This window comes from Halomonas sp. LMYGS-3, assembly GCF_059509875.1.
Window position 1 is genome coordinate 1 of sequence record NZ_JCAKFQ010000038.1, and the last position, 20705, is coordinate 20705.

Sequence of the window (20705 nt, forward strand, 5' to 3'; positions counted from 1 at the left end):
GAGCCAGGGTCTGCTCGAGAGTTTTGAGGTCTGCGCGCTTCATGGTGTACTCCAGGGGAAACTGGATATACAGTAGTTTATACAGTATTTTTGAAGCACGCCAACAGCAGATACCAACATAGCGATAGAAATCCAGATTATGCGCAACATGGCCTGAAAAAACAAACAGTTGCCAATTGGCGACAGGTCTCAGACAGAGGCCTGCCCCATCTCGCTGGCAGCCAGGTACTCGTCCTTGAGCCTGACGTAGTTGCCGGCGGTATAGGGGAAGAAGGCACGCTCCTGCTCCTTGAGCGGGCGCAGCGCCTTGGCCGGGTTGCCGGCATAGACATGGCCGCTGGCCAGGCGCTTGCCCGGCGTCACCACGGCACCGGCGGCGATGATCACCTCGTCCTCGACCACCGCGCCATCCATGACGATGGCACCCATGCCCACCAGGATACGGTTGCCCAGCGTACAGCCATGCAGGATCGCCTTGTGACCGATCGTCACTTCCTCGCCGATGGTCAACGGGAAGCCCTTGGGGTTGAAGTCGCTGGCATGGGTGATATGCAGCACGCTGCCGTCCTGCACGCTGGTGCGTGCGCCGATGCGGATCCGGTGCATGTCGCCGCGGATCACCGCCATGGGCCATACCGAGCAGTCATCGCCCAGCACCACGTCGCCCAGCACCATGCAGGCCGGGTCGATGTAGACCCGCTCCCCCAGTTGCGGGGTCACCCCCTTCCAGGGCCGGATCGTTCCGGTTCGACTCGCCATCGCCTCGCTCATCCTCATCTCCCGCCGTCAGCGTTTCACAGTAGTCCCGCCACCAATACTACCAGCGTGAGGGGAATCGACACCCAGCGCACCAGGGTGCGCCAGGTGCGGAACCCCGCCGGACCGGCATCGAGCGCCCGCAACGCGCTCTGCTCGGGCATCACCCAGGCGGCGAAGACGGCGATCGCGAGCCCGCCGACGGGCAGGAAGATCTCGGTGGGCACCGTGGTCACCAGATCGAAGAAGTTCATGCCGGCCAGCGGACGCCACTCGGCCAGGAGCGAGAAGGAGAACACCGAGAGCAGCCCCACCAGCCACACCGCCATGCCGATGATCGCCGTGGCATGGCCACGCCTGAGGCCGATGCCCTGCAGGGTGGCGACCATGGGCTCGGCCAGGTTGATCGACGAGGTCCAGGTGGCGAGCAGCAGCAGCAGGAAGAAGACGCTGAGCCACAGCGCCCCCCAGGGCAGCTCGGCGAAGGCGATCGGCAGGGTCACGAACATCAGTCCGGGGCCCTCGCCGGGATCCATGCCCTGGGCGAAGACCACCGAGAAGATCGCGATGCCGGCCAGCAGCGCCACGCCAATGTCCAGCAGGGCGACCGCCCCGGCGGCCCGGGGCAGGCTCTGGTGGTCCGGCATGTAGGCGCCGTAGGCCATCAGTGCACAGGCCCCCACCGCCAGGGTGAAGAAGGCGTGGCCCATGGCGTGCAGCACCACCAGCGGCGTCACCGCCGAGACGTCCGGCATGAACAGCCAGGCCAGCGCCTGGCCGAAGCCGTCGGTGGTGGCGGCATAGCCGGCCAGCAGCAGCAGCAGCAGGTAAAGCAGCGGCATCAGCAGATTGTTGAGTTTCTCCAACCCCTTGGCGACGCCGGCGGCGACCACCGACATGGTCATGAACAGGAAGAAGGTATGGTTGAGGGTCATCCGCCCGGGGTCGGCAAGGAAGGCCTCGAAACCGGCACCGATCTCGGCCGGGCTGGCACCGACGAAATTGCCGTTGACCGACGCGACCAGGAACTCGATGGACCAGCCCGAGACCACCGAGTAGAACGACAGGATGCAGAACACCGTGAAGGCGCCGAACAGTCCCAGCCAGCGCCAGTGGCCGCTGCGTCCGGCCTGGGCCGCCAGATGGCCGAGCGACTGCATCGGGCTTCTGCGCCCGGCCCGGCCGATCATGATCTCGGCCATCATCACCGGCAGCCCCAGCAGCAGCACGAAAATCACGTAGAGCAGCAGGAAGGCGGCTCCGCCGTTCTCACCGGCGATGTAGGGGAAGCGCCAGATGTTGCCCAGCCCCACGGCGGCTCCGGTCACGGCCAGAATGAAGGCGCGCCGGGTCGTCCAGCGCTCCAGCGTCTCGTTCATGGTGTCCTCTCCCGCTCCGCGGGCCCGGCAAAGGCAGCAAGACTAGCAGGCCACTCGAGAAGGGCCAAACGCTTCCCGCCCCCGGGGCGACATTGAAACCCTGGCCCGGCGCCCGCATCTAAGGTCACGATCACTCTCCTGACCCCGAGGTGCGCATGTCCCGCAACCCGCTGCTCGAACCCCACGTCCTGCCCCCCTTCGCCGACATCCGGCCCGAGCACGTGGTGCCCGCCATCGACGAGCTCCTGGCGGAGAACCGCACCGCCGTCGAGCGACTCGTCGCCGAGGCCGAGCAGGGCGAGCGACCGCCCACCTGGGAGAGCCTGGCCGCCCCGCTGGAGGCGCTCAACGACCGCCTGTCCCGGGCCTGGTCGCCGGTCTCGCACCTCAATGGCACCATGAACAACGAGGCCCTGCGCCAGGCCTACCAGGCCTGTCTCGCCAAGCTCTCCGACTACAGCACCTGGCTCGGCCAGCACGAGGGGCTGTTCCGTGCCTGGCAGGCGTTGAAGGACGGCCCCGCCTGGGCCGATCTCGAAGAGGGTCAGCGTCAGGCGGTGGACAACACCCTGCGCGACTTCCGCCTGGCCGGGGTCGACCTGCCGGCAGAACAGAAGCAGCGTTACGGCGAGATCCGCGCCCGCCTCTCGGAGCTCGGCAACGCCTTCTCCAACCAGCTACTCGACGCCACCCAGGCCTGGCACCTCGATCTCGCCGACGACGGCCGCCTGGCCGGCCTGCCCGAGAGCGCCCTGGCCATGCTCAAGGCCAACGCCGAGGCCAAGGGCCTCACGGGTTACCGCATCACCCTGGACTTCCCCAGCTTCTTCCCGGTGATGACCTATGCCGAGGACCGCGAGCTGCGTCGCGAGGTCTACACCGCCTTCGTCACCCGCGCCTCCGACCAGGGGCCTCATGCCGGGCAGTTCGACAACGCGCCGATCATGGAGGAGACCCTGGTGCTGCGCCATGAACTCGCCGGCCTGCTGGGCTTCGCCACCTACGCGGACTACTCGCTGGCCACCAAGATGGCCGAGACGCCCCGCGAGGTGCTCGACTTCCTCGAGGACCTGGCCCGACGCGCCGTGCCCCAGGCCCGCGAGGAGTACGACGACCTCGAGGCCTATGCCCGTGACGAGCTGGGCATGAGCGAGCTCGCCCCCTGGGACGTGGGCTATGCCAGCGAGAAGCTGCGCGAGGCGCGGCATGCCATCTCCCAGGAGCAGTTACGTCCCTATTTCCCGGCCCCCCGGGTGGTCGACGGCCTGTTCCGGGTGGTCGGGCGACTCTACGGAGTGACCTTCGAGGAGGACACCGATGCGCCGCGCTATCACCCCGACGTCCGCTACTTCCGCATTGTCGAAGGGAGCGACCCCATCGCCGGCTTCTACCTCGACCTCTATGCCCGCGAGGGCAAGCGCGGCGGCGCCTGGATGGACGAGTGCCGGGTGCGCCGCCTCGAACAGGGCGAACTGCAGCTGCCGGTGGCCTACCTGACCTGCAACTTCACTCGCCCAGTGGGCAACCAGCCGGCGCTGCTGACCCATGACGAGGTCACCACCCTGTTCCACGAGTTCGGCCACGGCCTGCATCACATGCTGACCCGGCAGACCGTCGCCGATATCTCCGGCATCAACGGCGTGGCCTGGGACGCCGTGGAGCTGCCCAGCCAGTTCATGGAGAACTACTGCTGGGAGCGCGAGGGGCTCGACCTGATCACCGGCCACGTGGAGAGCGGCGAGGGGCTTCCCGCCGAGCTGCTCGAGAAGCTGCAGGCGGCCAAGAACTTCCAGTCGGCCATGGGCCTGGTGCGCCAGCTGGAATTCTCGCTGTTCGACTTCCGCCTGCACCACGAGCTCGCGGCCCCATCCGCCGTCGAGATCCAGGCGCTGCTCGACGCGGTGCGCGATGCCGTCGCCGTGGTGCCCCGCTCCGACTTCAATCGCTTCCAGAACGGCTTCAGCCACATCTTCGCCGGGGGCTATGCTGCGGGCTACTACAGTTACAAGTGGGCCGAAGTGCTCTCCGCCGATGCCTGGAGCGCCTTCGAGGAGGCCGGGATCTTCGACCCCGAGACCGGGCGGCGCTTCCGCACCGAGATCCTCGAGCGGGGCGGCTCCCGCGATGCCGCCGAGCTGTTCCGCGCCTTCCGTGGCCGCGACCCCAGCGTCGAGCCGCTGCTGCGCCACAGCGGTATTCGTGCCGCCTGATCTCCCGCACCACCACCACTGCGCCGCGGGGGCGTCTCCCGGCGGCGCGTCATCAGGAGGCCTCATGGCCGTTCAGAAACGCTTCATCGCCGGCGCCATCTGCCCGCGCTGCGCCGAAATGGACCGCATCCGCGCCTGGGAGCAGCACGGCATCCGCTACCGGGAGTGCGTCAGCTGCGACTTCTTCGAACAGCTGCCGATCGAGGACGAGGCACCGCCCGAACTCGAGACCCGGGTCAGCCGCCCGCGTGAAGAGCAGGCCCAACAGGACTTCCAGCCGGTGAAGATTCTCGACCCCAAGGGCCGCTGAGGTGCCCGGCCAGGGAATGGCACTCATCCGGCAGCCTCGCCGCCTGCGCGAGGGGCTGGGCCTGACGGCCGCGGTGGCGCTGCTGCTGGCCCGCCTCGCCCCCTGGCTGGGCTCCTCGTTGATGAACGACCTGCACCAGGCGAGCCGGATGATGGCTGCCTTGTCAGGCCCTTCCATGGCAGATTGATCTCCTGTGCGGGTTTCCGCACACCTCTTCACCGCCTGCGTGCGGAGTTCCAGCCATCACGCCATTCCAGCCTTTCGACCTTAGTCGCACGTCACGTCACCAACATGCTGACACAAAAGAGATTACCTAGCGGCCGGCCCGCCTCTTGCTATAGTGAAAGGCGTTGAATGCAGCACCTTGTCTGGATCGAGGCAGCCGGGGGAGACACCTGCCACACTGACCCTACCCCATCGCCTGTCGATCGGACGAATAACCACAACCGCAACAGGAGATACGCCATGCGTAATGTCACCACCACCGCACTCGCCGGCACCCTGGCCGGCGCCCTGCTGGTCGCCGCGACCTCGGTCCACGCCGACCGCTCCGAATGGCCGGAGAACTTCACCGTGGGCACCGCCAGCCAGGGCGGCACCTACTTCGTCTATGGTTCCGGCTGGGCCAACCTGGTCGCCGACGAGCTGGGACTTTCCGGTGGTGGCGAGGTAACCGGCGGCCCGACCCAGAACCTGGCGCTGGTCCATACCGGCGACCTGGCCTTCGGCCTCACCACCATGGGGCCGGCCGCCGATGCCGTGGCCGGGCAAAGCCCGCTGGCACCGGGTGTGGCCATGGACAACGTCTGCGCGCTGTTCCCGATGTACGAGACCCCGTTCTCGATCTCCGCCCTGTCCAGCAGCGGTATCACCTCCATCTCCGAGATCCCGGACGGTGCCCGCATCGGCTTCGGCCCGGCGGCCTCCACCTCCGACACCTACTTCCCGGCGATCCTCGAGGAGCTGGGCGTGAACTTCGAGCGCCGCAATGGCGGCTGGACCGACCTCGGCGGCCAGCTGCAGGATGGCCTGCTCGACGTCATCGCCTTCGCCGCCGGCATCCCGATCCCGGCCGTCAGCCAGCTCGAGGTCCAGACCGACGTGAACATCATCGAGTTCACCGAGGAGGAACAGGCCCAGGTGCTCGAGAAGTTCCCGGTGGCGCCCTTCCAGATCCCGGCCAGCACCTACACCACCCTGGAAGAGGACGCCCGCGCCGTCTCCATGTGGAACTTCGCCATCGCCCGCTGCGACCTGCCGGAAGACTTCGTCTACGAAGTGACCAAGGTCACCATGGAGAACAACGACAAGATGCGTAACGTGCACCGCAGTGCCGAGACCACCATCCCGGAGAACATCGTGCACAACAAAGTGCTGCCCTTCCATCCGGGCGCCGCACGCTGGTACGAGGAGAACGGCTACGAGATCGATCCGTCCCTGATCAAGTAAGTCGTACCACTACTCCTCTTGCCACCCTGCCCCGCACCGCCCCCGGCGATACGGGGCAGGGTCAGCCTCCCCTCCGCTTCACACTCAAGGGTGATTCCCCATGAGCCATACACCCGACACTCGCCCCGATGGCGAGGATGCCCCCATCGACAAGGCGCCGGAAACCATCGCCGAGGGCGTCGACGAGGAAGTCGTCGAGTCCAACCGACGCATGTTCACCCACTGGCGGTGGCTGCTGTTCGCCGTTCTCGCCATTGGCTATTCGACGTTTCACCTGGTGTCGCTCAACGTCTACCCGATGGAGACCTGGTCGTTTCGCATCGTGCACATCGCCGGCGCCCTGATCCTCGGCTACAGCCTCTATACCGGTGCCCGCTTCGCCGAGCAGCACGAGGTCGGCCCGGCTGGCCGCTGGCTCTCGATGGCGAGCTATGCCCTGATGCTGCCGGCCCTCTACGCCCTGCTGCAGGTCTTCCTGATGCAGCGCGAGATGAGCGGAGGCGCCATGCGCATCGACGCCGCCGTGGAGACCTGGCACTTCGGCTATCCGCTGATTTTCGCTACCGCCGCGGCCATCGTCATTTCCTGGTTCCATCGTCAGGCCCGTGAGCGGCTCTGCCCGGCCGACCTGGTGTTGATGGTCGCCGCCCTGGCCAGCGCCGGTTACCTGCTGGTGATGTACAACAGCCCACTGCGCGCCGCCACCGGCACCGCCTTCGCCCCCATCGGCATCTCCTGGGCCGCCATCGCCGGCTCGCTGTTGATCCTCGAACTGACACGCCGGGTCGCGGGACTCGCCCTGGTGGTGATCTCCGTCCTCTTCCTGATCTACGTCTTCGCCGGCCCCCTGCTCCCGGGCTTCCTCGGCTACCCCGGCCTGTCGATGAATCGCTTCTTCAGCCAGGTCTATACCGACGCCGGCATCCTCGGGCCGACCACCGCGGTGTCGTCGACCTACATCATCCTGTTCATCATCTTCGCCGCCTTCCTGCAGGCCTCCAAGGTGGGTGACTACTTCGTCAACTTCGCCTTTGCCGCGGCTGGTCGCGCCCGGGGCGGCCCCGCCAAGGTGTCGATCTTCGCCTCGGGCCTGATGGGCATGATCAACGGCACCAGTGCCGGTAACGTGGTCTCCACCGGCTCGCTGACCATCCCGCTGATGAAGAAGGTGGGCTATCCGGCCAGAAGCGCCGGCGCCATCGAGGCTGCCGCCTCCACCGGCGGCCAGATCATGCCGCCGATCATGGGCGCCGGCGCCTTCATCATGGCCGAGATCACCGGCATTCCCTACACCGAGATCGCCGTGGCGGCGTTGATCCCCGCCATTCTCTACTTCGCCTCGGTGTACTTCATGGTCGACTTCGAGGCGGCCCGCAAGGGCATGCGCGGCATGCGCAAGGACGAGATCCCGCTGTTCTCGAAGCTGGTCAAGCAGGTCTACCTGTTCGCGCCGATCATCATCCTGATCGCGGCCCTGTTCATGGGCTATTCGGTGATCCGCGCCGGCACCCTGGCCACCGCCTCGGCCGCCGTGGTGAGCTGGATCTCGCCGCACAAGATGGGTATCCGCGCCATCCTTCGGGCGCTGCAGCTGGCCGGCACCATGTCGATCCAGATCATCGCGGTGTGTGCCTGCGCCGGCCTGATCGTCGGCGTCATCTCGCTGACCGGCGTCGGCGCACGCTTCTCGTCGCTGCTGCTGGGCCTGGCCGGCGTGAGTCAGCTGCTGGCGCTGTTCTTCGCCATGTGCATCTCGATCCTGCTCGGCATGGGCATGCCCACCACCGCCGCCTACGCGGTGGCCGCTTCGGTGGTAGCGCCGGGTCTGATCAATATCGGCATCCAGCCGCTGGTGGCACACTTCTTCGTGTTCTACTTCGCGGTCGTGTCGGCGATCACGCCACCGGTGGCACTGGCCTCCTACGCTGCCGCCGGCATCTCCGGCGCCAACGCCATGCAGACCTCGACCACCTCTTTCAAGGTCGGTCTGGCGGCGTTCATCGTGCCCTTCATGTTCTACTACAGCCCGGCGATGCTGATGGAAGGCAGCTGGCTGCAGATCCTGCGCGTCGGCGTGACCGCCACCCTCGGCATCGTGCTGCTGGCCGCCACGGTCCAGGCCTGGTTCTTCGGGCCGGTCAAGGCATGGATGCGCCTGGTGATGCTCACCGGCGCCATGTTCATGATCTATGGCGGCATCTACACCGATATTGCGGGGCTGGCCATCGGCGGCGGGCTGTTCATGCTGCAGCGCGGCTCCCACGGCGGCGGCGCCAAGCCAGTCACCTCCGGCTGACCCCGGGGCGGCTTCCCACACAACCTCCCGCACAGCAAGAAGGGCCCCGCCATCGGCGGGGCCCTTTCACTTCGCGCCCTTGGCCACTGTTCCCTCGGGCACTGCGGTCGAGGCGAGTGCCGGCAACCGCGCCCTCGTCTCAGAACTCGACCACGCCGCAGGCCATGCGCCCACCGCCGCCGCCCAGCGGCTCGGGGTCGTCGGCGTAAGTGTCGCCTCCTTCATGAATCATCAGGCTGCGCCCGCTCATGTCATCGAGGCTGAGCCGAGGAGCCAGCACCGGCAGCGTCGCCGCACCGTCCCGATCGACGGTCAGCACCGGCAGATCGCCGCGATGACCGGCGCCATAGGGACCTTCGTGGCGGCCGGTGCCGTCAGGATCGTAGTGGCCACCGGCCTGCCGGGCGGCCCCCATGTTTCCCGCATCGTCCTCGCCCGGCTCACAGCTGGCGTACTCGTGGACGTGGAAGCCATAGACGCCGGGCGGGATATCGCGCAGGTCGGGGGTCAGCAACAGCCCGTGGTCGCTCTCCTCCAGGGTAATGGTGCCGAGGGGCTCCTCGATACCATCGGGACTGACCCGGTGCATCTCGACCTCGTGGCGCTCTTCGGCGTGGCCGCTGAAGGTGGCGAGCAGAAGGGAGGCGGCGGCGACTCCCGGAAGCATGGCATGGCGCATCTCGCGTCTCCTGTTCCTGATTCCATGGATAGGCAGGGACAAGGCTAGACACTGGCGCGGGAAGCCGCCAGGGGAGGATCAGGTCAGGTTGTCGAGGACTTTCAGGGTCGGCGCGGACTGGTTGAGGGTATAGAAATGCAGCCCCGGGGCGCCGCCATCGAGCAGCCGCTGGCACAGCCGCGATACGACCTCCTCGCCGAAGTCGGCGATGGCCTCGCTGTCGTCGCCATAGGCCTCGAGCTGCTTGCGGATCCAGCGCGGGATCTCGGCACCGCAGGCGTCGGAGAAGCGCGCCAGCTTGGTGTAGTTGGTGATCGGCATGATGCCGGGCACGATCGGCGCCTCCACCCCCAGGGCACGGGCACGCTCCACGAAGTGGAAATAGGCGTCGGCACTGAAGAAGTACTGGGTGATGGCGAGATCGGCTCCGGCCTTCATCTTGCGCGCGAAGTTCGTGAGGTCGTGCTCGAAACTCGGCGCCTGGGGGTGCGACTCCGGATAGGCGGCCACGGCAATCTCGAAGTGGTCGCCGGTCTCCTCGCGGATGAATTCGACCAGCTCGTTGGCGTAGCGCAGCTCGCCGATCCCGCCCATGCCCGAGGGCAGGTCCCCGCGCAGCGCCACCAGGCTGTCGATGCCCGCTTCCCGGTAGCGGACGAGCAGCTCGCGCAGCCGCGCCTTCTCGCTGCCGATGCACGACAGGTGCGGCGCGGTGGTGATGCCCGACTGGCGAACGGCCTGCACGGTATGCAGGGTGCGCTCCTGGGTGGAGCCGCCGGCCCCATAGGTGACCGAGAAGAATCGAGGCCGCCGCTCGGCCAGGGCATCCCGCACCCCCATCAGCTTGTCGCGCCCCGCCTCGGTGTTGGGCGGAAAGAACTCGAAGCTGATACCCAGCGGATGCTCTTGTGCACTCATCGATTCAACCCTCATCGGTCGCCATCGCCGGGCGACGCTGCTCTGTCATGGACGTGATCGTGTCGGTGATAGGATCGCATTGTGCCGACCGGGCGGCCCCCCGGCCAATGAAAGTTTCCGGGCGGCTGTATCGATTTCATTCATACTGCCGACGATCATGCTCTCCGCGGCCAGCGCAGGCGACCGCTGCCGACCAGCATTCCCAGAGTGATCAGCGCCGCGGCCACCGCCAGCAGCGGCGAGGCGGAGGCATAGCCCGCCGCGATCAGCACCAGGGTCGAGAGCAGCGGCGTGAAATAGGCCAGCAGCCCCAGCAGGCGCAGATCGCCATGTTTCACGCCCAGGTCCCAGGTGAAGAAGGCACTGCCCACCGGCCCCAGCCCGAGGCCGATCACCCCCAGCCAACCGATGCCCTGCGGCCAGCGGCTCGGCTCGAAAAGCAGATGGCACAGCCCCGCCAGCAGCGCCGTGGCCAGGCAGAAGCCGCCCACCGCCGCGGTCGGCACGCCGCGCGTGGCCCGCGACAGCACCGAATAGCCGCTCCACACGAAGGCGCAGGCGAAGGCCGCGGCGTAGCCCAGCACACTGCCGCCGACATCCACGTCGCCACCGACCAGTAGCGCCGCGCCGGAGAAGCCCAGCAGCGCGCCGACCAGATGAATCGCCTTCAAGCGTTCACCGGGCAGGAGCGCCACGAAGATCACGATCAGCAGCGGCCACAGGTAGCTGATCAGCCCGGCGTTGGCCGGCGGTGCGTTCTGCTGGGCGACGAAATAGAGCGCGTGATAGCCGAAGAGCCCGCCCACGCCCAGCGCCCAGACCGCCGGTGGTTGCCGCAGCGGTGCCGTCAGCGACTCGCCGCGCACCCCGAGCCACAGCGCGAAGCAGACGAAGGCGATGGCGAAGGCCAGGGCGGTGAGCAGGAAGGGAGGCACCGGACCGGCGAGCTGGGTCAACGTCGCCAGCAGGGCCCAGTTGAGCACGGTGGTAGCGCCGATGGCGGTGGCACGGGAGTCGGGAGCGGGCACGCAGGTCGTGGTCATGGGGGCATCGTGCGTCAGGTGGTGGTGGGCACAGCCTGCCAGACCGGGCGCAACCGGGACTTGTCGAATCCTGACCCGTTGCCTGCCCCCTGACAGCGTGGCCGCCAGCAGGCATGATGGGCCTCTTTACATGCGAGAATTGCGATAGTGGAACTCGACCTCGGCGCCACCCTGTTGGGCCCTTTGTGGATGTTGCTGGCCTTCGTCGGCCTGGGCTGGCTGTGCGCACGACGGCTGTCCATCGATCCGCGCCCCATCGCCACCCTGCTGATCTACATCATCGCCCCGCTGACCTTCTTTCGCGGCCTGACCCTGGGCGGGCCCACGCCGGAATACCTGCTGCTGACCCTGGGGCTGTTCGTGACGGCCAGCCTGCTTGCCATCGCGGTCGGCCGCCTGGCGCGGCCCTTCTTCCCGGCCCAGGAGGCCGCCGTGCTGGCGTTTTCCGCCGGCACCGGCAACACGGGCTACTTCGGGCTGCCCATCGCCATGGTGCTGTTGCCCCCCGAGGGCGTGACCCAGTACCTGTTCTGCCTGCTGGGCATCACCCTCTACGAGTTCACGGTGGGCTACTTCCTCAGTGCCCGGGGACAGTTCTCGGTCCGCCAGAGCCTGGCCAAGATCGTCCGCCTGCCGCTGGTCTATGCCTTCTTCGCCGCCCTGCTGGTCAGTGGCCTCGGGCTGACGGTGCCGGCCGCAGTGATGGCCGGTCTCGACGTCTTCCCGTCGACCTACACCCTGCTCGGCATGATGATCATCGGCATGACGCTGGGTCGGGTCTCCATCCGGGAGTTCGACATGCGCTTCATCGGTGCCTGTGTGGTCGTGCGCTATGGCCTGTGGCCGCTGCTCGCCGGCGTCGCGGTACTCGCCCTGCAGGCCACCCTGGGCATCTCCGCAGAGCTGGCCCTGGCGCTGCTGCTGGTCGGCGTGGTACCGATGGCCGCCAATGTGGTGGTGGTGGCGATGGAGCTCGCGATCCGCCCGGAGAAGGGCGCCATCGCCGTGCTCCTGACCACGCTGGCCTCACCGCTGCTGATTCCCCTCTACCTGGCAGGACTGCTGCGGCTCACCGGGCTGCAGTGAAGGCGTCGCCACTGGCGGGGGGAGAGGTCGTGTCGCGTGCGGAACACCCGCGAGAAGTGCGCCGCATCGGCGAAGCCGCAGGCCAGAGCGATCTCGGTGAGGCTGGCGGACGACTCGCCCATCAGGGCCCGCGCCCTGGCCAGTCGCCGCGCCACCAGCCAGGCATGCGGTGCCTGGCCGGTGAGCGCCCGGAACTGGCGAGCGAAGGCGGCCTCGGCCAGGTGGCAGCGAGCCGCCCAGTCGCGAACCCGCCAGGGCCTGGCCAGGTCGGCCTCGATCTCGGGCAGCAACCGCACCAGCCGCAGTCGCGGCTCCCGTGCGGGCGCCGCCGCCTCCCCCAGCACCTCGCTCAGCCAACCCACCAGCGCCGGGGCGTCGTGGGCCCCGAGGCGCCGCCCCCGGGCCGCCAGCGCCGCCGGCAACCGCCGTGGCCGACCCTCGAACAGCGCCTCCAGCCGCAGCGCCTCGCACCAGGCCACCGGCAGGTCCAGCACCAGGGTGGCGTTGTCGCGTGGCGCCAGGTAGTGGTGCTCGTCGCCCGCGCCGACGGGCGCCAGCACCCCCGGTTCGACCCGCACGCCTCGGCCGCCAACCTCGAGCTCCACGCCCCCCGAGAGCCCCAGCAGCAACTGGTGGAAGGCATGGCGGTCGGTCAGCACGCGGTCGGGGTAGGCGCGCGTCTCGATGACGGGGCGGGCCACGCTCATGGGGAAACCTCTGGTGATCGGTCGAACGAGAGAACCACGGGCACCATGTGGCACCCACCACCTTATTCTGGCACAGCTCACCGACGGAGGTGCCCCATGGAGGCATCCAGGCATCGTGACGAGAGGCACCTGTCGACGGATCAGCCTCGAGTGCAAACTAACAGCGATAGTCCAGGGCCGGGCCCACCTTGCAGCTCACGTTGGTGCGGCTAGCCTGAAGGGACACCCACAAGCGGAGAGTCGAGCATGCGACGGCGATCCTTGTTGCTGGCGGCCCTGGGCGCCCTGCTGCTGGCCATCGCCCCGGCTCAGGCCCATCATGGCTGGACCGGCGGCGAGACCATCGAACTGACCGGCACCATCACCGCGGTGCGCCTGGGCAACCCCCACGGCGAGCTGACCCTCGACGTGGAGGGCGAGCAGTGGACGGTGGAAGTGGGCCAGCCCTGGCGTAACGCCCGGGCCGGCCTGGAGGACGGCGACCTCGTCGAAGGCGTCGAACTGCGCGTCTCGGGCGAGCACGCCGGCGAACGGCTGATGAAGGCCGAGCAGCTGTGGATCGGTGACGCCCACTACGTGCTCTACCCCGGGCGCATCTGAGTCCCCGGTGGAAGAGCTGCTGGCCCGGCTGGCCGACACCTCGCCGGCCGAGTGGATGCGGCTGTCGCGCTGGGGCTATGCCGGCGTCAACGCGCTGCACGTGCTGGGCATCGCCCTGCTGGTGGGCGCCATCGTGCCACTCGACCTGCGCCTGCTGGGGTGGCGGCGCCGGCTGCCACTGACGGCGCTGGGACAAGCGCTGCAGCCGGTGGCCATCGCCGGACTGCTGCTGGCGCTGACCACCGGCGCGCTGCTGTTCCTCGCCGATCCCACCGGCTATGCCGCCACGCCGCTGTTCCTTCTCAAGCTGACACTGATCGGCCTGGCCATCGCCAATGCGCTCGCCCTCAACCTGGGCCCGGGGCTGGCCGGCGCCGCGCCCCGGCGGCTGCGTCTCGCCGGGGCGCTGTCGCTGGGGCTGTGGCTCGCCGCCCTGATGAGCGGCCGTTTCCTCGCCTTCGTCTAATCACGAGATAGTCCCTAGTAACGGTAGCTGTCGGGCTTGAAGGGCCCCGCGGCGGGCACCCCGGTGTAGCGCTCCTGGGCCTCGGTCATGCGGGTGATCACCCCGCCGAAGCCCTCGACCATGTAGCGGGCGACCTCCTCGTCGAGGTGCCGCGGCAGTACGGTGACCGCCAGCGCCTCGCGCTTCTCGCCCGCGGGCAGGTCGGCGAAGCGTCGCTCGAAGAGGTGGAGCTGGGCCAGCACCTGGTTGGCGAAGGAGCCGTCCATGACCCGCGACGGGTGGCCGGTGGCGTTGCCGAGGTTCACCAGGCGGCCCTCGGAGAGCAGGATCAGGTAGTCGTCGCTCTCGGGGTCGAAGTCGCCCGGGGTGCTGTCGCGGTAGATCTTGTGCACCTGGGGCTTGACCTCCTCCCAGTGCCAGTGGCGGCGCATGTGGGCGGTGTCGATCTCGCTGTCGAAGTGGCCGATGTTGCACACCACCGCGCCCGGCTTCAGCGCCTCGAGCATGGCGGCGTCGCAGGCGTCGATGTTGCCGGTGGCGGTCACCACCAGATCGATCCTGGCGAGCAGGGCCCGGTCGACGCTCTGCGCCCCCTGGTTGATGCCGTCGCGGTAGGGCGAGACCACCTCGAAGCCGTCCATGCACGCCTGCATGGCACAGATCGGGTCGATCTCGGCAACCTTGACGATCATGCCCTCCTGGCGCAGCGAGGCCGCCGAGCCCTTGCCCACGTCGCCGTAGCCCACCACCAGCGCCTGCTTGCCGGCCAGCAGGTGGTCGAGGCCGCGTTTGATGGCGTCGTTGAGCGAGTGGCGGCAGCCGTACTTGTTGTCGTTCTTCGACTTGGTCACGGCGTCGTTGACGTTGATCGCCGGCACCCTGAGGGTGCCGTCGCGCAGCATCTCCTGCAGGCGATGCACCCCGGTGGTGGTCTCTTCGGAGATGCCGTGGATGGCGTCGAGTAGCTCGGGGCGTTTGTCATGCAGCAGCGCCGTCAGGTCACCGCCGTCGTCGAGCACCAGGTTGGGCGTCCAGTCATCGGGCCCCTCCACGGTCTGCTCGATGCACCACCAGAACTCCTCCTCGGTCTCGCCCTTCCAGGCGAACACCGGGATGCCGGCGGAGGCGATAGCGGCCGCGGCGTGATCCTGGGTCGAAAAGATGTTGCACGATGACCAGCGCACCGTCGCACCCAGGTCGACCAGGGTCTCGATCAGCACCGCGGTCTGGATGGTCATGTGGATGCAGCCGGCGATGCGCGCGCCGGCCAGCGGCTGCTGCTCGCGGTACTTCTCGCGGATCGTCATCAACGCCGGCATCTCGGTCTCGGCGATGCGGATCTCGCGTCGGCCCCAATCGGCCAGGGCGATATCGGCCACCTTGAAGTCTCGGGCCTCCAAGGCAGACACGGCGGGCTGGTTCATGCGTCACCTCTTCTCGTGGGAAAAGCGTGGTTTTCACTATAGGCGGGGAACGCGGGCACCGACAATCAACGCCCGCCAGCCCTCTCAGTTACCTTCTCATTCACGCCGCGCCTGATGCCGCTACCTTTATGGAAGATTTCCTGACCCCACGGTAGCCAACACGACGGCCTGGGTTGAACTGAACGGTGAGGAACGCAAGAGCCCGTCGCGGCACTACCCACCACCGGGGGGATCAGAACTGCAGCCCGAGCGCGAAGCCGCCGATCAGGTAGCAGAAGGCGGTGATCAAGACGATCCCGATGACGTTGAGTACGACCCCACCGCGTGCCATCTGGCCGATGGTGACCGCGCCGGTGCCGAAGACGATGGCATTCGGCGGCGTGCCGACCGGCAGCATGAAGGCGCAGGTCGCGGCGAAGGCCGCCGGGATGAGCAGCGTCATCGCGTCGGCGCCGATGCCGAGCGCCACGCCCCCGAGCACGGGGATGAAGGTCGCGGCGGTCGCGGTGTTGCTGGTCACCTCGGTCAGGAACAGGATGATCGTGGCGACAGCGGCGACCAACAGGATGATCGGCAGCATGCCGAGGCCTGTGACCTGCTGGCCGAACCAGTTGTCGAGGCCGGACGCGGCGACGGCGCCGGCGAGGCTCAGGCCGCCACCGAACAGCAGCAGTACGCCCCAGGGCAGCCCGTCCTCGGCATCCTGCCAGGTCAGCACCATCTCGCTCCGGCCTCTCCCGGGCAGGATGAACATCGCGATGCCGGCGGCGACGGCGATGGCGGTGTCGTTGAGTTCGCCCAGCGGCCCCAGCCGCTCACCCACCCACGGAAGATTGGTGAGCAGCCCGGGCACGACCCACAGGAACGCCGCCGAGAGGAACACCAGCAGCACCATCTTCTCGCCCTGGCTGAACCGGCCGAGCTTGTGGATCTCGCCGGCGATCATCTCCTTGCCGCCGGGAATCTCCTCGACCTTGAACGGGTAGAGCACCCGGGTCATCAACACCCAGCCTACCAGGATGAAGGTGAAGGCCAGGGGCACGCCGAGTAGCATCCACTCGAGAAAGCCGATGGTGCGCCCCAGTTCGTCGGCGGCATAGCCGGCGACGATAGCATTCGGCGGGCTGCCGAGCAGGGTGCCGAGGCCGCCCATGCTGGCCGACCAGGCGATCGCCAGGAGCAGGCAGAGGCCGAACCGCTTGATATTGTCGTCGAAGATGAAGTCCACATGACCAGCCCGGTGATGGTCGTGTTCGTGGCCGGCGGGGTCATGCCCGGGCGTGGCCGTCTTCTGCGTCTCGCCGCTACGCTCCGCGACCAGGGCCAGCACGGATAGCCCGATCGGCAGCATCATCAGTGTCGTCGCGGTGTTCGAGACCCACATCGACAGAAAGCCCGTGGCGAGCATCATGCCGAGCACGATGCGCTTCGGCTCGACACCCACCCGGGCCAGCGTCAGCAGCGCAATGCGGCGGTGCAGGTTCCACTTCTCCATGGCGATGGCGATCAGAAAGCCGCCGAGGAACAGGAACACGATGGGACTGGCGTAGGGCGCCGTGGCCTGGCCCACGGTCCGCTCCGTCAGCATCGGGATCAGCACGATCGGCAACAGGGACGTGGCCGAGAGCGGGATCGCCTCGGTCATCCACCACACCGCCATCAGGGTGGCGATCGTCGCGACCCAGCGCGCGTCCGACGACAGTCCTTCGGCCTGGCCCATGGCGAGCCACACCAGCAGCGCCATGATCAACCCGAAGGCGCGCAGGCCCCATGTCATTTTCGCGGATCGCCCACCGGACCCTTGCTCACCGGAAAAGTCTTCGTACTCCCCTTGCTGGCGAGGTTGCTCGGCCATGGTTATCTCCTCCTGGATTCAGACATGTTCCGGCGTGACAAGCTTGACGACTGCTGCCGGGCTTCCGACAACAGCCGTCCGCTGGCATTCGCCTAGCGCTTCTTCTGCGGCGGCAGATCGGTACACACGCCTTCGAACAGTTCGGCGGCCATGCCCACCGATTCGCCCAGGGTCGGGTGGGGGTGGATGGTCTTGCCGATGTCGACCGGGTCGCAGCCCATCTCGATGGCCAGGCACAGTTCGCTGATCAAATCCCCCGCCTGGGTGCCGACGATGGCCCCGCCGATGATGCGATGAGTCTCCTCGTCGAAGATCACCTTGGTGAACCCTTCGTCGCGGCCGTTGGCGATGGCCCGCCCGGAGGCCGCCCAGGGGAAAACCGCCTTGCCGTACTTGATGCCCTCGGCCTTGCATTCGGTCTCGGTCTTGCCGGCCCAGGCGACTTCCGGGTCGGTGTAGGCCACCGAGGGAATCTGGCGGGCATCGAAGACGCTCTTGTGACCGGCGGCGGCTTCCGCGGCGACATGCGCCTCGTGGACCGCCTTGTGGGCCAGCATCGGCTGGCCGATGATGTCGCCGATGGCGAAGATATGCCCGACGTTGGTGCGCATCTGCTTGTCGGTGGTGATGAAGCCGCGTTCGTCGACCGCCACGCCGGCGTTTTCGGCACCGATCTTGTGGCCGTTGGGACTGCGCCCGACCGCTTGCAGGATCACGTCGTACAGCTGTGGCTCGGCGGGGGCGTTGTCGCCCTCGAAGCTGACCTTGAGGCCGTTCTTCTGGGCCTTCACGGCGGTGGTCCGGGTCTTGAGCATCACCTTGTCGAAGCGCGGCGTGTTGACCTTCTCCCAGACCTTGACCAGGTCGCGGTCGGCGCCGGTCATCAGCCCGTCGAGCATCTCGACCACGTCGATGCGCGTGCCCAGGCTGGAGTAGACCGTGGCCATCTCCAGGCCGATGATGCCGCCGCCGATGACCAGCATGCGCTTCGGGATGGCGGTCAGTTCCAGGGCGCCGGTGGAATCGACCACCCGCGGGTCGTCGGGAATGAAGGGCAGTTTCACCGACTGCGAACCGGCGGCGATGATGCACTTGTCGAACTTCACCACCTGCTTGTCGCCGGTCGGCTGCTGGCCATCGCCGCGGGTCAGGGCCACTTCCAGGTGATGCGGGTCGAGGAATTTGCCGACCCCGCGGACAACGTCGACCTTGCGTGCCTTGGCCATGCCGGCCAGCCCCCCGGTGAGCTTGCCGACGACCTGTTCCTTCCAGCCGCGCAGTTTGTCGAGATCGATCTTCGGCTTGCCGAAGGCGATGCCGTGATCGGCCAGGCCATTGGCCGCGTCGGCGACCGCCGCCACATGCAGCAGCGCCTTGGAGGGAATGCAGCCGACGTTCAGGCACACCCCGCCGAGGCTGGCATAGCGCTCCACCAGCACGGTCTTCATGCCCAGGTCGGCGGCCCGGAAGGCGGCCGAGTAGCCGCCCGGGCCGGCGCCGAGCACCAGCATCTCGCACTCGAGGTCGGCGCCGCCGGGATAGGTCGCCGCCGTCGGGGCGGGCGCCGCCGCTCTCTGTTCGCCGGCTCCCCCGGCGGCAGCGGGCGGGGCGGTATGGGCCGCTCCTTGCGCTTCCAGCATCAAGATCGGCGAGCCCTGCGAGACCGTGTCGCCGACCGAAAGCAGCACGTCGGTGACCTTGCCCGCCTTGGGTGCAGGCACATCCATGGAGGCCTTGTCGGACTCCACGGTGATCAGCGGGTCCTCGGCACGGATCGAATCGCCGGGCCGCACCAGCACCTCGATCACCGGGACGTCCTTGAAGTCGCCGATGTCCGGTACCCGAACCTCTTCCAGGCTGCCACCGCCATAACCCCCGCCGGCATCGCCGGGCGCCGGTGAGCCAACCCCCTTCTCATGGACCGCCGGATGCGGTTCGTGGTCCGCCACCCGCGATCCGGTCTCGGCCGGTTCCAGCAGCAGAATGGTCGAACCTTCGGAGACCTTGTCCCCCTCCTTGACCTTGAGCTCTCCGACCGTGCCCGAAGCCGGGGACGGCACGTCCATGGAGGCCTTGTCGGTCTCCAGGATGATCAGCGGGGTGTCGATGTCGATCGCCTCGCCCGGCTTGACCAGCACCTCGATGATCTCGACGTCCTTGAAATCGCCGATGTCGGGCACCTTGACTTCGATTGCATTGGCCATGTCGTGGCTTCCTTACATGATGATGCGCCGCATGTCGGCGAGCAGGTTGGCGAAGTGGACGTTGAAACGGGCCGCGGCGGCGCCGTCGATCACCCGGTGATCCCAGGAAAGCGACAGCGGCAGCATGAAGCGCCAGTCTGACTGCTTGCCGTCCGGCGAGACCTGCTTCCAGAAGGAGCGACACACGCCCATGATGGCCACTTCGGGGGCATTGATGATGGGCGTGAAATAGAGCCCGCCGATCCCGCCCAGCGAGGAGATAGTGAAACAGCCGCCCTGCATCTGATCGGGCTTGAGCTTGCCGTCGCGGGCCAGCTTGGCCAGCGCTCCCATTTCCTGGGCGATCTCGGCCACGCCTTTCTGGTCCGCATCGCGGATCACCGGCACCACCAGGCCGTTGGGCGTGTCGGCGGCGAAGCCGATGTGGTAGTACCGCTTGAGAATCAGCTGGTCGCCGTCCAGCGAGGCGTTGAACTCGGGGAACTGCTTCAGGGAGGCGACCGCGGCCTTGATCATGAACGCCAGCATGCTGACCTTGATACCGGCCTTCTCGTTGGCCTTGTTGAACTGCACCCGGAAGGCCTCCAGATCGGTGATATCGGCCTCGTCGTGGTTGGTGACGTGGGGAATCTGTACCCAGTTGCGATGCAGGTTGGCGCCGGAGATCTTCTTGATGCGCGACAGCGGCTGGGTCTCCACCGGGCCGAACTTGCTGAAGTCGACCTTGGGCCAGGGCAGCAGATCCAGGCCCCCGCCAGCGGTTGGAGCGCCAGTTGAAGCGCTAGCCGCCGCCGAGGCGCCGCCCTTGGCGAAGGCGTGGATGTCCTCCTGGGTGACCCGGCCCTTGAGGCCGGTCGGCGGTACCCGGGTCAGGTCCACCTCCAGCTCGCGGGCCAGGCGGCGGGCCGAGGGGCTGGCGTGCACCCGGCTGAAATCGACGATCGGCCCGCCGGCGGGGGCGGCGGACGCTGTGGCGGAAGGTGCGGCAGCGGATGCGGCCGAGGGGGCTGGCGCCGCGGGCGGTGTCTTCGCCGCTTCCTCGGCGGGAGCGGCAGGGGACGCCGCTTCGCCTTCCGTCTCCAGCGTCAGGATCGTCGACCCCTCGGAGACCGAGTCGCCGAGATTGACCTTGACCTCCTTGACGGTGCCGGCCTGGGGGGCGGGCACGTCCATCGAGGCCTTGTCGGACTCCACGGTGATCAGCGGATCCTCGACCTGGATCTGGTCGCCGGGCTGGACGTGGATTTCGATGATCGGCACATCGGTGAAGTCGCCGATGTCGGGTACCTTGATGTCTTGGATAGCCACTTTTCTTCTCCTCCG

General features: G+C 67.6%; 18 protein-coding genes. 8 read left to right on the forward strand and 10 right to left on the reverse strand.

Annotation, left to right across the window (positions count from 1 at the left end; genetic code table 11):
* Positions 1-189: 189 nt before the first annotated feature.
* The gene (locus AC5W54_RS20745) at positions 190-771 is read right to left on the reverse strand and encodes a gamma carbonic anhydrase family protein (protein ID WP_495964000.1); all 582 of its coding nucleotides are present in this window, start codon (positions 769-771) and stop codon (positions 190-192) included.
* A gap of 23 nt (positions 772-794) precedes the next feature.
* Entirely contained in the window at positions 795-2135 is a 1341-nt protein-coding gene (locus AC5W54_RS20750) for a sodium-dependent transporter (protein ID WP_495964001.1), read from the reverse strand.
* A 155-nt stretch (positions 2136-2290) separates the two neighbouring features.
* Between AC5W54_RS20750 and prlC the strand changes: the two genes are divergently transcribed.
* The 5 genes from prlC to AC5W54_RS20775 all read left to right on the forward strand — a co-directional run bounded on the left by prlC (position 2291) and on the right by AC5W54_RS20775 (position 8400).
* A complete protein-coding gene (gene prlC / locus AC5W54_RS20755) occupies positions 2291-4345 on the forward strand; it encodes an oligopeptidase A (protein ID WP_495964002.1) in 2055 nt (684 codons plus the stop codon).
* Between the two features lie 64 nt (positions 4346-4409).
* Positions 4410-4655: a YheV family putative zinc ribbon protein gene (locus AC5W54_RS20760; RefSeq protein ID WP_495964003.1), complete on the forward strand. Its 246-nt coding sequence runs from the start codon at positions 4410-4412 to the stop codon at positions 4653-4655.
* Positions 4656-4671: 16 nt separating this feature from the next.
* Positions 4672-4842 (forward strand): hypothetical protein, encoded by a 171-nt coding sequence (locus tag AC5W54_RS20765; RefSeq protein ID WP_495964004.1) that lies wholly within the window; start codon positions 4672-4674, stop codon positions 4840-4842.
* 278 nt (positions 4843-5120) lie between these two features.
* A complete protein-coding gene (locus AC5W54_RS20770) occupies positions 5121-6104 on the forward strand; it encodes a TAXI family TRAP transporter solute-binding subunit (RefSeq protein ID WP_495964005.1) in 984 nt (327 codons plus the stop codon).
* A 100-nt stretch (positions 6105-6204) separates the two neighbouring features.
* The gene (locus AC5W54_RS20775) at positions 6205-8400 is read left to right on the forward strand and encodes a TRAP transporter permease (protein WP_495964006.1); all 2196 of its coding nucleotides are present in this window, start codon (positions 6205-6207) and stop codon (positions 8398-8400) included.
* Between the two features lie 139 nt (positions 8401-8539).
* On the opposite strand, the gene sodC is transcribed toward AC5W54_RS20775, so the two are convergent.
* The 3 genes from sodC to yddG all read right to left on the reverse strand — a co-directional run bounded on the left by sodC (position 8540) and on the right by yddG (position 11040).
* Entirely contained in the window at positions 8540-9079 is a 540-nt protein-coding gene (gene sodC, locus AC5W54_RS20780) for a superoxide dismutase [Cu-Zn] SodC (RefSeq protein WP_495964007.1), read from the reverse strand.
* A 78-nt stretch (positions 9080-9157) separates the two neighbouring features.
* The gene (metF, locus tag AC5W54_RS20785; protein ID WP_495964008.1) at positions 9158-9997 is read right to left on the reverse strand and encodes a methylenetetrahydrofolate reductase [NAD(P)H]; all 840 of its coding nucleotides are present in this window, start codon (positions 9995-9997) and stop codon (positions 9158-9160) included.
* A 155-nt stretch (positions 9998-10152) separates the two neighbouring features.
* Positions 10153-11040 (reverse strand): aromatic amino acid exporter YddG, encoded by an 888-nt coding sequence (yddG, locus tag AC5W54_RS20790; RefSeq protein ID WP_495964009.1) that lies wholly within the window; start codon positions 11038-11040, stop codon positions 10153-10155.
* A gap of 189 nt (positions 11041-11229) precedes the next feature.
* Between yddG and AC5W54_RS20795 the strand changes: the two genes are divergently transcribed.
* Positions 11230-12126: an AEC family transporter gene (locus tag AC5W54_RS20795; protein WP_495964021.1), complete on the forward strand. Its 897-nt coding sequence runs from the start codon at positions 11230-11232 to the stop codon at positions 12124-12126.
* On the opposite strand, the gene AC5W54_RS20800 is transcribed toward AC5W54_RS20795, so the two are convergent.
* Positions 12087-12833 carry a helix-turn-helix domain-containing protein gene (locus AC5W54_RS20800; protein WP_495964010.1) on the reverse strand — a complete coding sequence of 249 codons (747 nt, stop codon included), beginning with the start codon at positions 12831-12833 and terminating at the stop codon, positions 12087-12089. The genes AC5W54_RS20795 and AC5W54_RS20800 overlap by 40 nt on opposite strands.
* A 246-nt stretch (positions 12834-13079) precedes the next feature.
* On the opposite strand from AC5W54_RS20800, the gene AC5W54_RS20805 reads away from it, so the two are divergent.
* Positions 13080-13433 carry a DUF6152 family protein gene (locus tag AC5W54_RS20805; RefSeq protein ID WP_495964011.1) on the forward strand — a complete coding sequence of 118 codons (354 nt, stop codon included), beginning with the start codon at positions 13080-13082 and terminating at the stop codon, positions 13431-13433.
* A gap of 7 nt (positions 13434-13440) precedes the next feature.
* Positions 13441-13899: a hypothetical protein gene (locus AC5W54_RS20810; protein ID WP_495964012.1), complete on the forward strand. Its 459-nt coding sequence runs from the start codon at positions 13441-13443 to the stop codon at positions 13897-13899.
* Between the two features lie 14 nt (positions 13900-13913).
* Here the strand turns inward: AC5W54_RS20810 and ahcY are convergent, their stop codons facing one another.
* From ahcY to aceF, 4 genes are all read right to left on the reverse strand, one after another.
* The gene (ahcY, locus tag AC5W54_RS20815) at positions 13914-15323 is read right to left on the reverse strand and encodes an adenosylhomocysteinase (protein ID WP_495964013.1); all 1410 of its coding nucleotides are present in this window, start codon (positions 15321-15323) and stop codon (positions 13914-13916) included.
* A gap of 232 nt (positions 15324-15555) precedes the next feature.
* Positions 15556-17178, reverse strand: coding sequence for an SLC13 family permease (locus AC5W54_RS20820; protein ID WP_495964014.1), 1623 nt, complete (start codon positions 17176-17178; stop codon positions 15556-15558).
* A 92-nt stretch (positions 17179-17270) separates the two neighbouring features.
* On the reverse strand, positions 17271-19382 hold the full coding sequence (gene lpdA / locus AC5W54_RS20825; protein ID WP_495964015.1) for a dihydrolipoyl dehydrogenase: 2112 nt from the start codon (positions 19380-19382) through the stop codon (positions 17271-17273).
* Between the two features lie 12 nt (positions 19383-19394).
* A complete protein-coding gene (gene aceF, locus AC5W54_RS20830; RefSeq protein ID WP_495964016.1) occupies positions 19395-20690 on the reverse strand; it encodes a dihydrolipoyllysine-residue acetyltransferase in 1296 nt (431 codons plus the stop codon).
* Between the last annotated feature and the right edge of the window lie 15 nt (positions 20691-20705).

Coding starts and splice junctions, on each gene's coding strand:
- prlC (WP_495964002.1), top strand. CDS start 2,291: ATGTCCCGCAACCCGCTGCTCGAACCCCACGTCCTGCCCCCCTTCGCC.
- AC5W54_RS20820 (WP_495964014.1), bottom strand. CDS start 17,178: ATGGCCGAGCAACCTCGCCAGCAAGGGGAGTACGAAGACTTTTCCGGT.
- AC5W54_RS20750 (WP_495964001.1), bottom strand. CDS start 2,135: ATGAACGAGACGCTGGAGCGCTGGACGACCCGGCGCGCCTTCATTCTG.
- AC5W54_RS20800 (WP_495964010.1), bottom strand. CDS start 12,833: ATGAGCGTGGCCCGCCCCGTCATCGAGACGCGCGCCTACCCCGACCGC.
- AC5W54_RS20775 (WP_495964006.1), top strand. CDS start 6,205: ATGAGCCATACACCCGACACTCGCCCCGATGGCGAGGATGCCCCCATC.
- AC5W54_RS20745 (WP_495964000.1), bottom strand. CDS start 771: ATGAGCGAGGCGATGGCGAGTCGAACCGGAACGATCCGGCCCTGGAAG.
- lpdA (WP_495964015.1), bottom strand. CDS start 19,382: ATGGCCAATGCAATCGAAGTCAAGGTGCCCGACATCGGCGATTTCAAG.
- yddG (WP_495964009.1), bottom strand. CDS start 11,040: ATGACCACGACCTGCGTGCCCGCTCCCGACTCCCGTGCCACCGCCATC.
- AC5W54_RS20770 (WP_495964005.1), top strand. CDS start 5,121: ATGCGTAATGTCACCACCACCGCACTCGCCGGCACCCTGGCCGGCGCC.
- metF (WP_495964008.1), bottom strand. CDS start 9,997: ATGAGTGCACAAGAGCATCCGCTGGGTATCAGCTTCGAGTTCTTTCCG.
- AC5W54_RS20795 (WP_495964021.1), top strand. CDS start 11,230: ATGTTGCTGGCCTTCGTCGGCCTGGGCTGGCTGTGCGCACGACGGCTG.
- AC5W54_RS20760 (WP_495964003.1), top strand. CDS start 4,410: ATGGCCGTTCAGAAACGCTTCATCGCCGGCGCCATCTGCCCGCGCTGC.
- ahcY (WP_495964013.1), bottom strand. CDS start 15,323: ATGAACCAGCCCGCCGTGTCTGCCTTGGAGGCCCGAGACTTCAAGGTG.
- AC5W54_RS20805 (WP_495964011.1), top strand. CDS start 13,080: ATGCGACGGCGATCCTTGTTGCTGGCGGCCCTGGGCGCCCTGCTGCTG.
- sodC (WP_495964007.1), bottom strand. CDS start 9,079: ATGCGCCATGCCATGCTTCCGGGAGTCGCCGCCGCCTCCCTTCTGCTC.
- AC5W54_RS20765 (WP_495964004.1), top strand. CDS start 4,672: ATGGCACTCATCCGGCAGCCTCGCCGCCTGCGCGAGGGGCTGGGCCTG.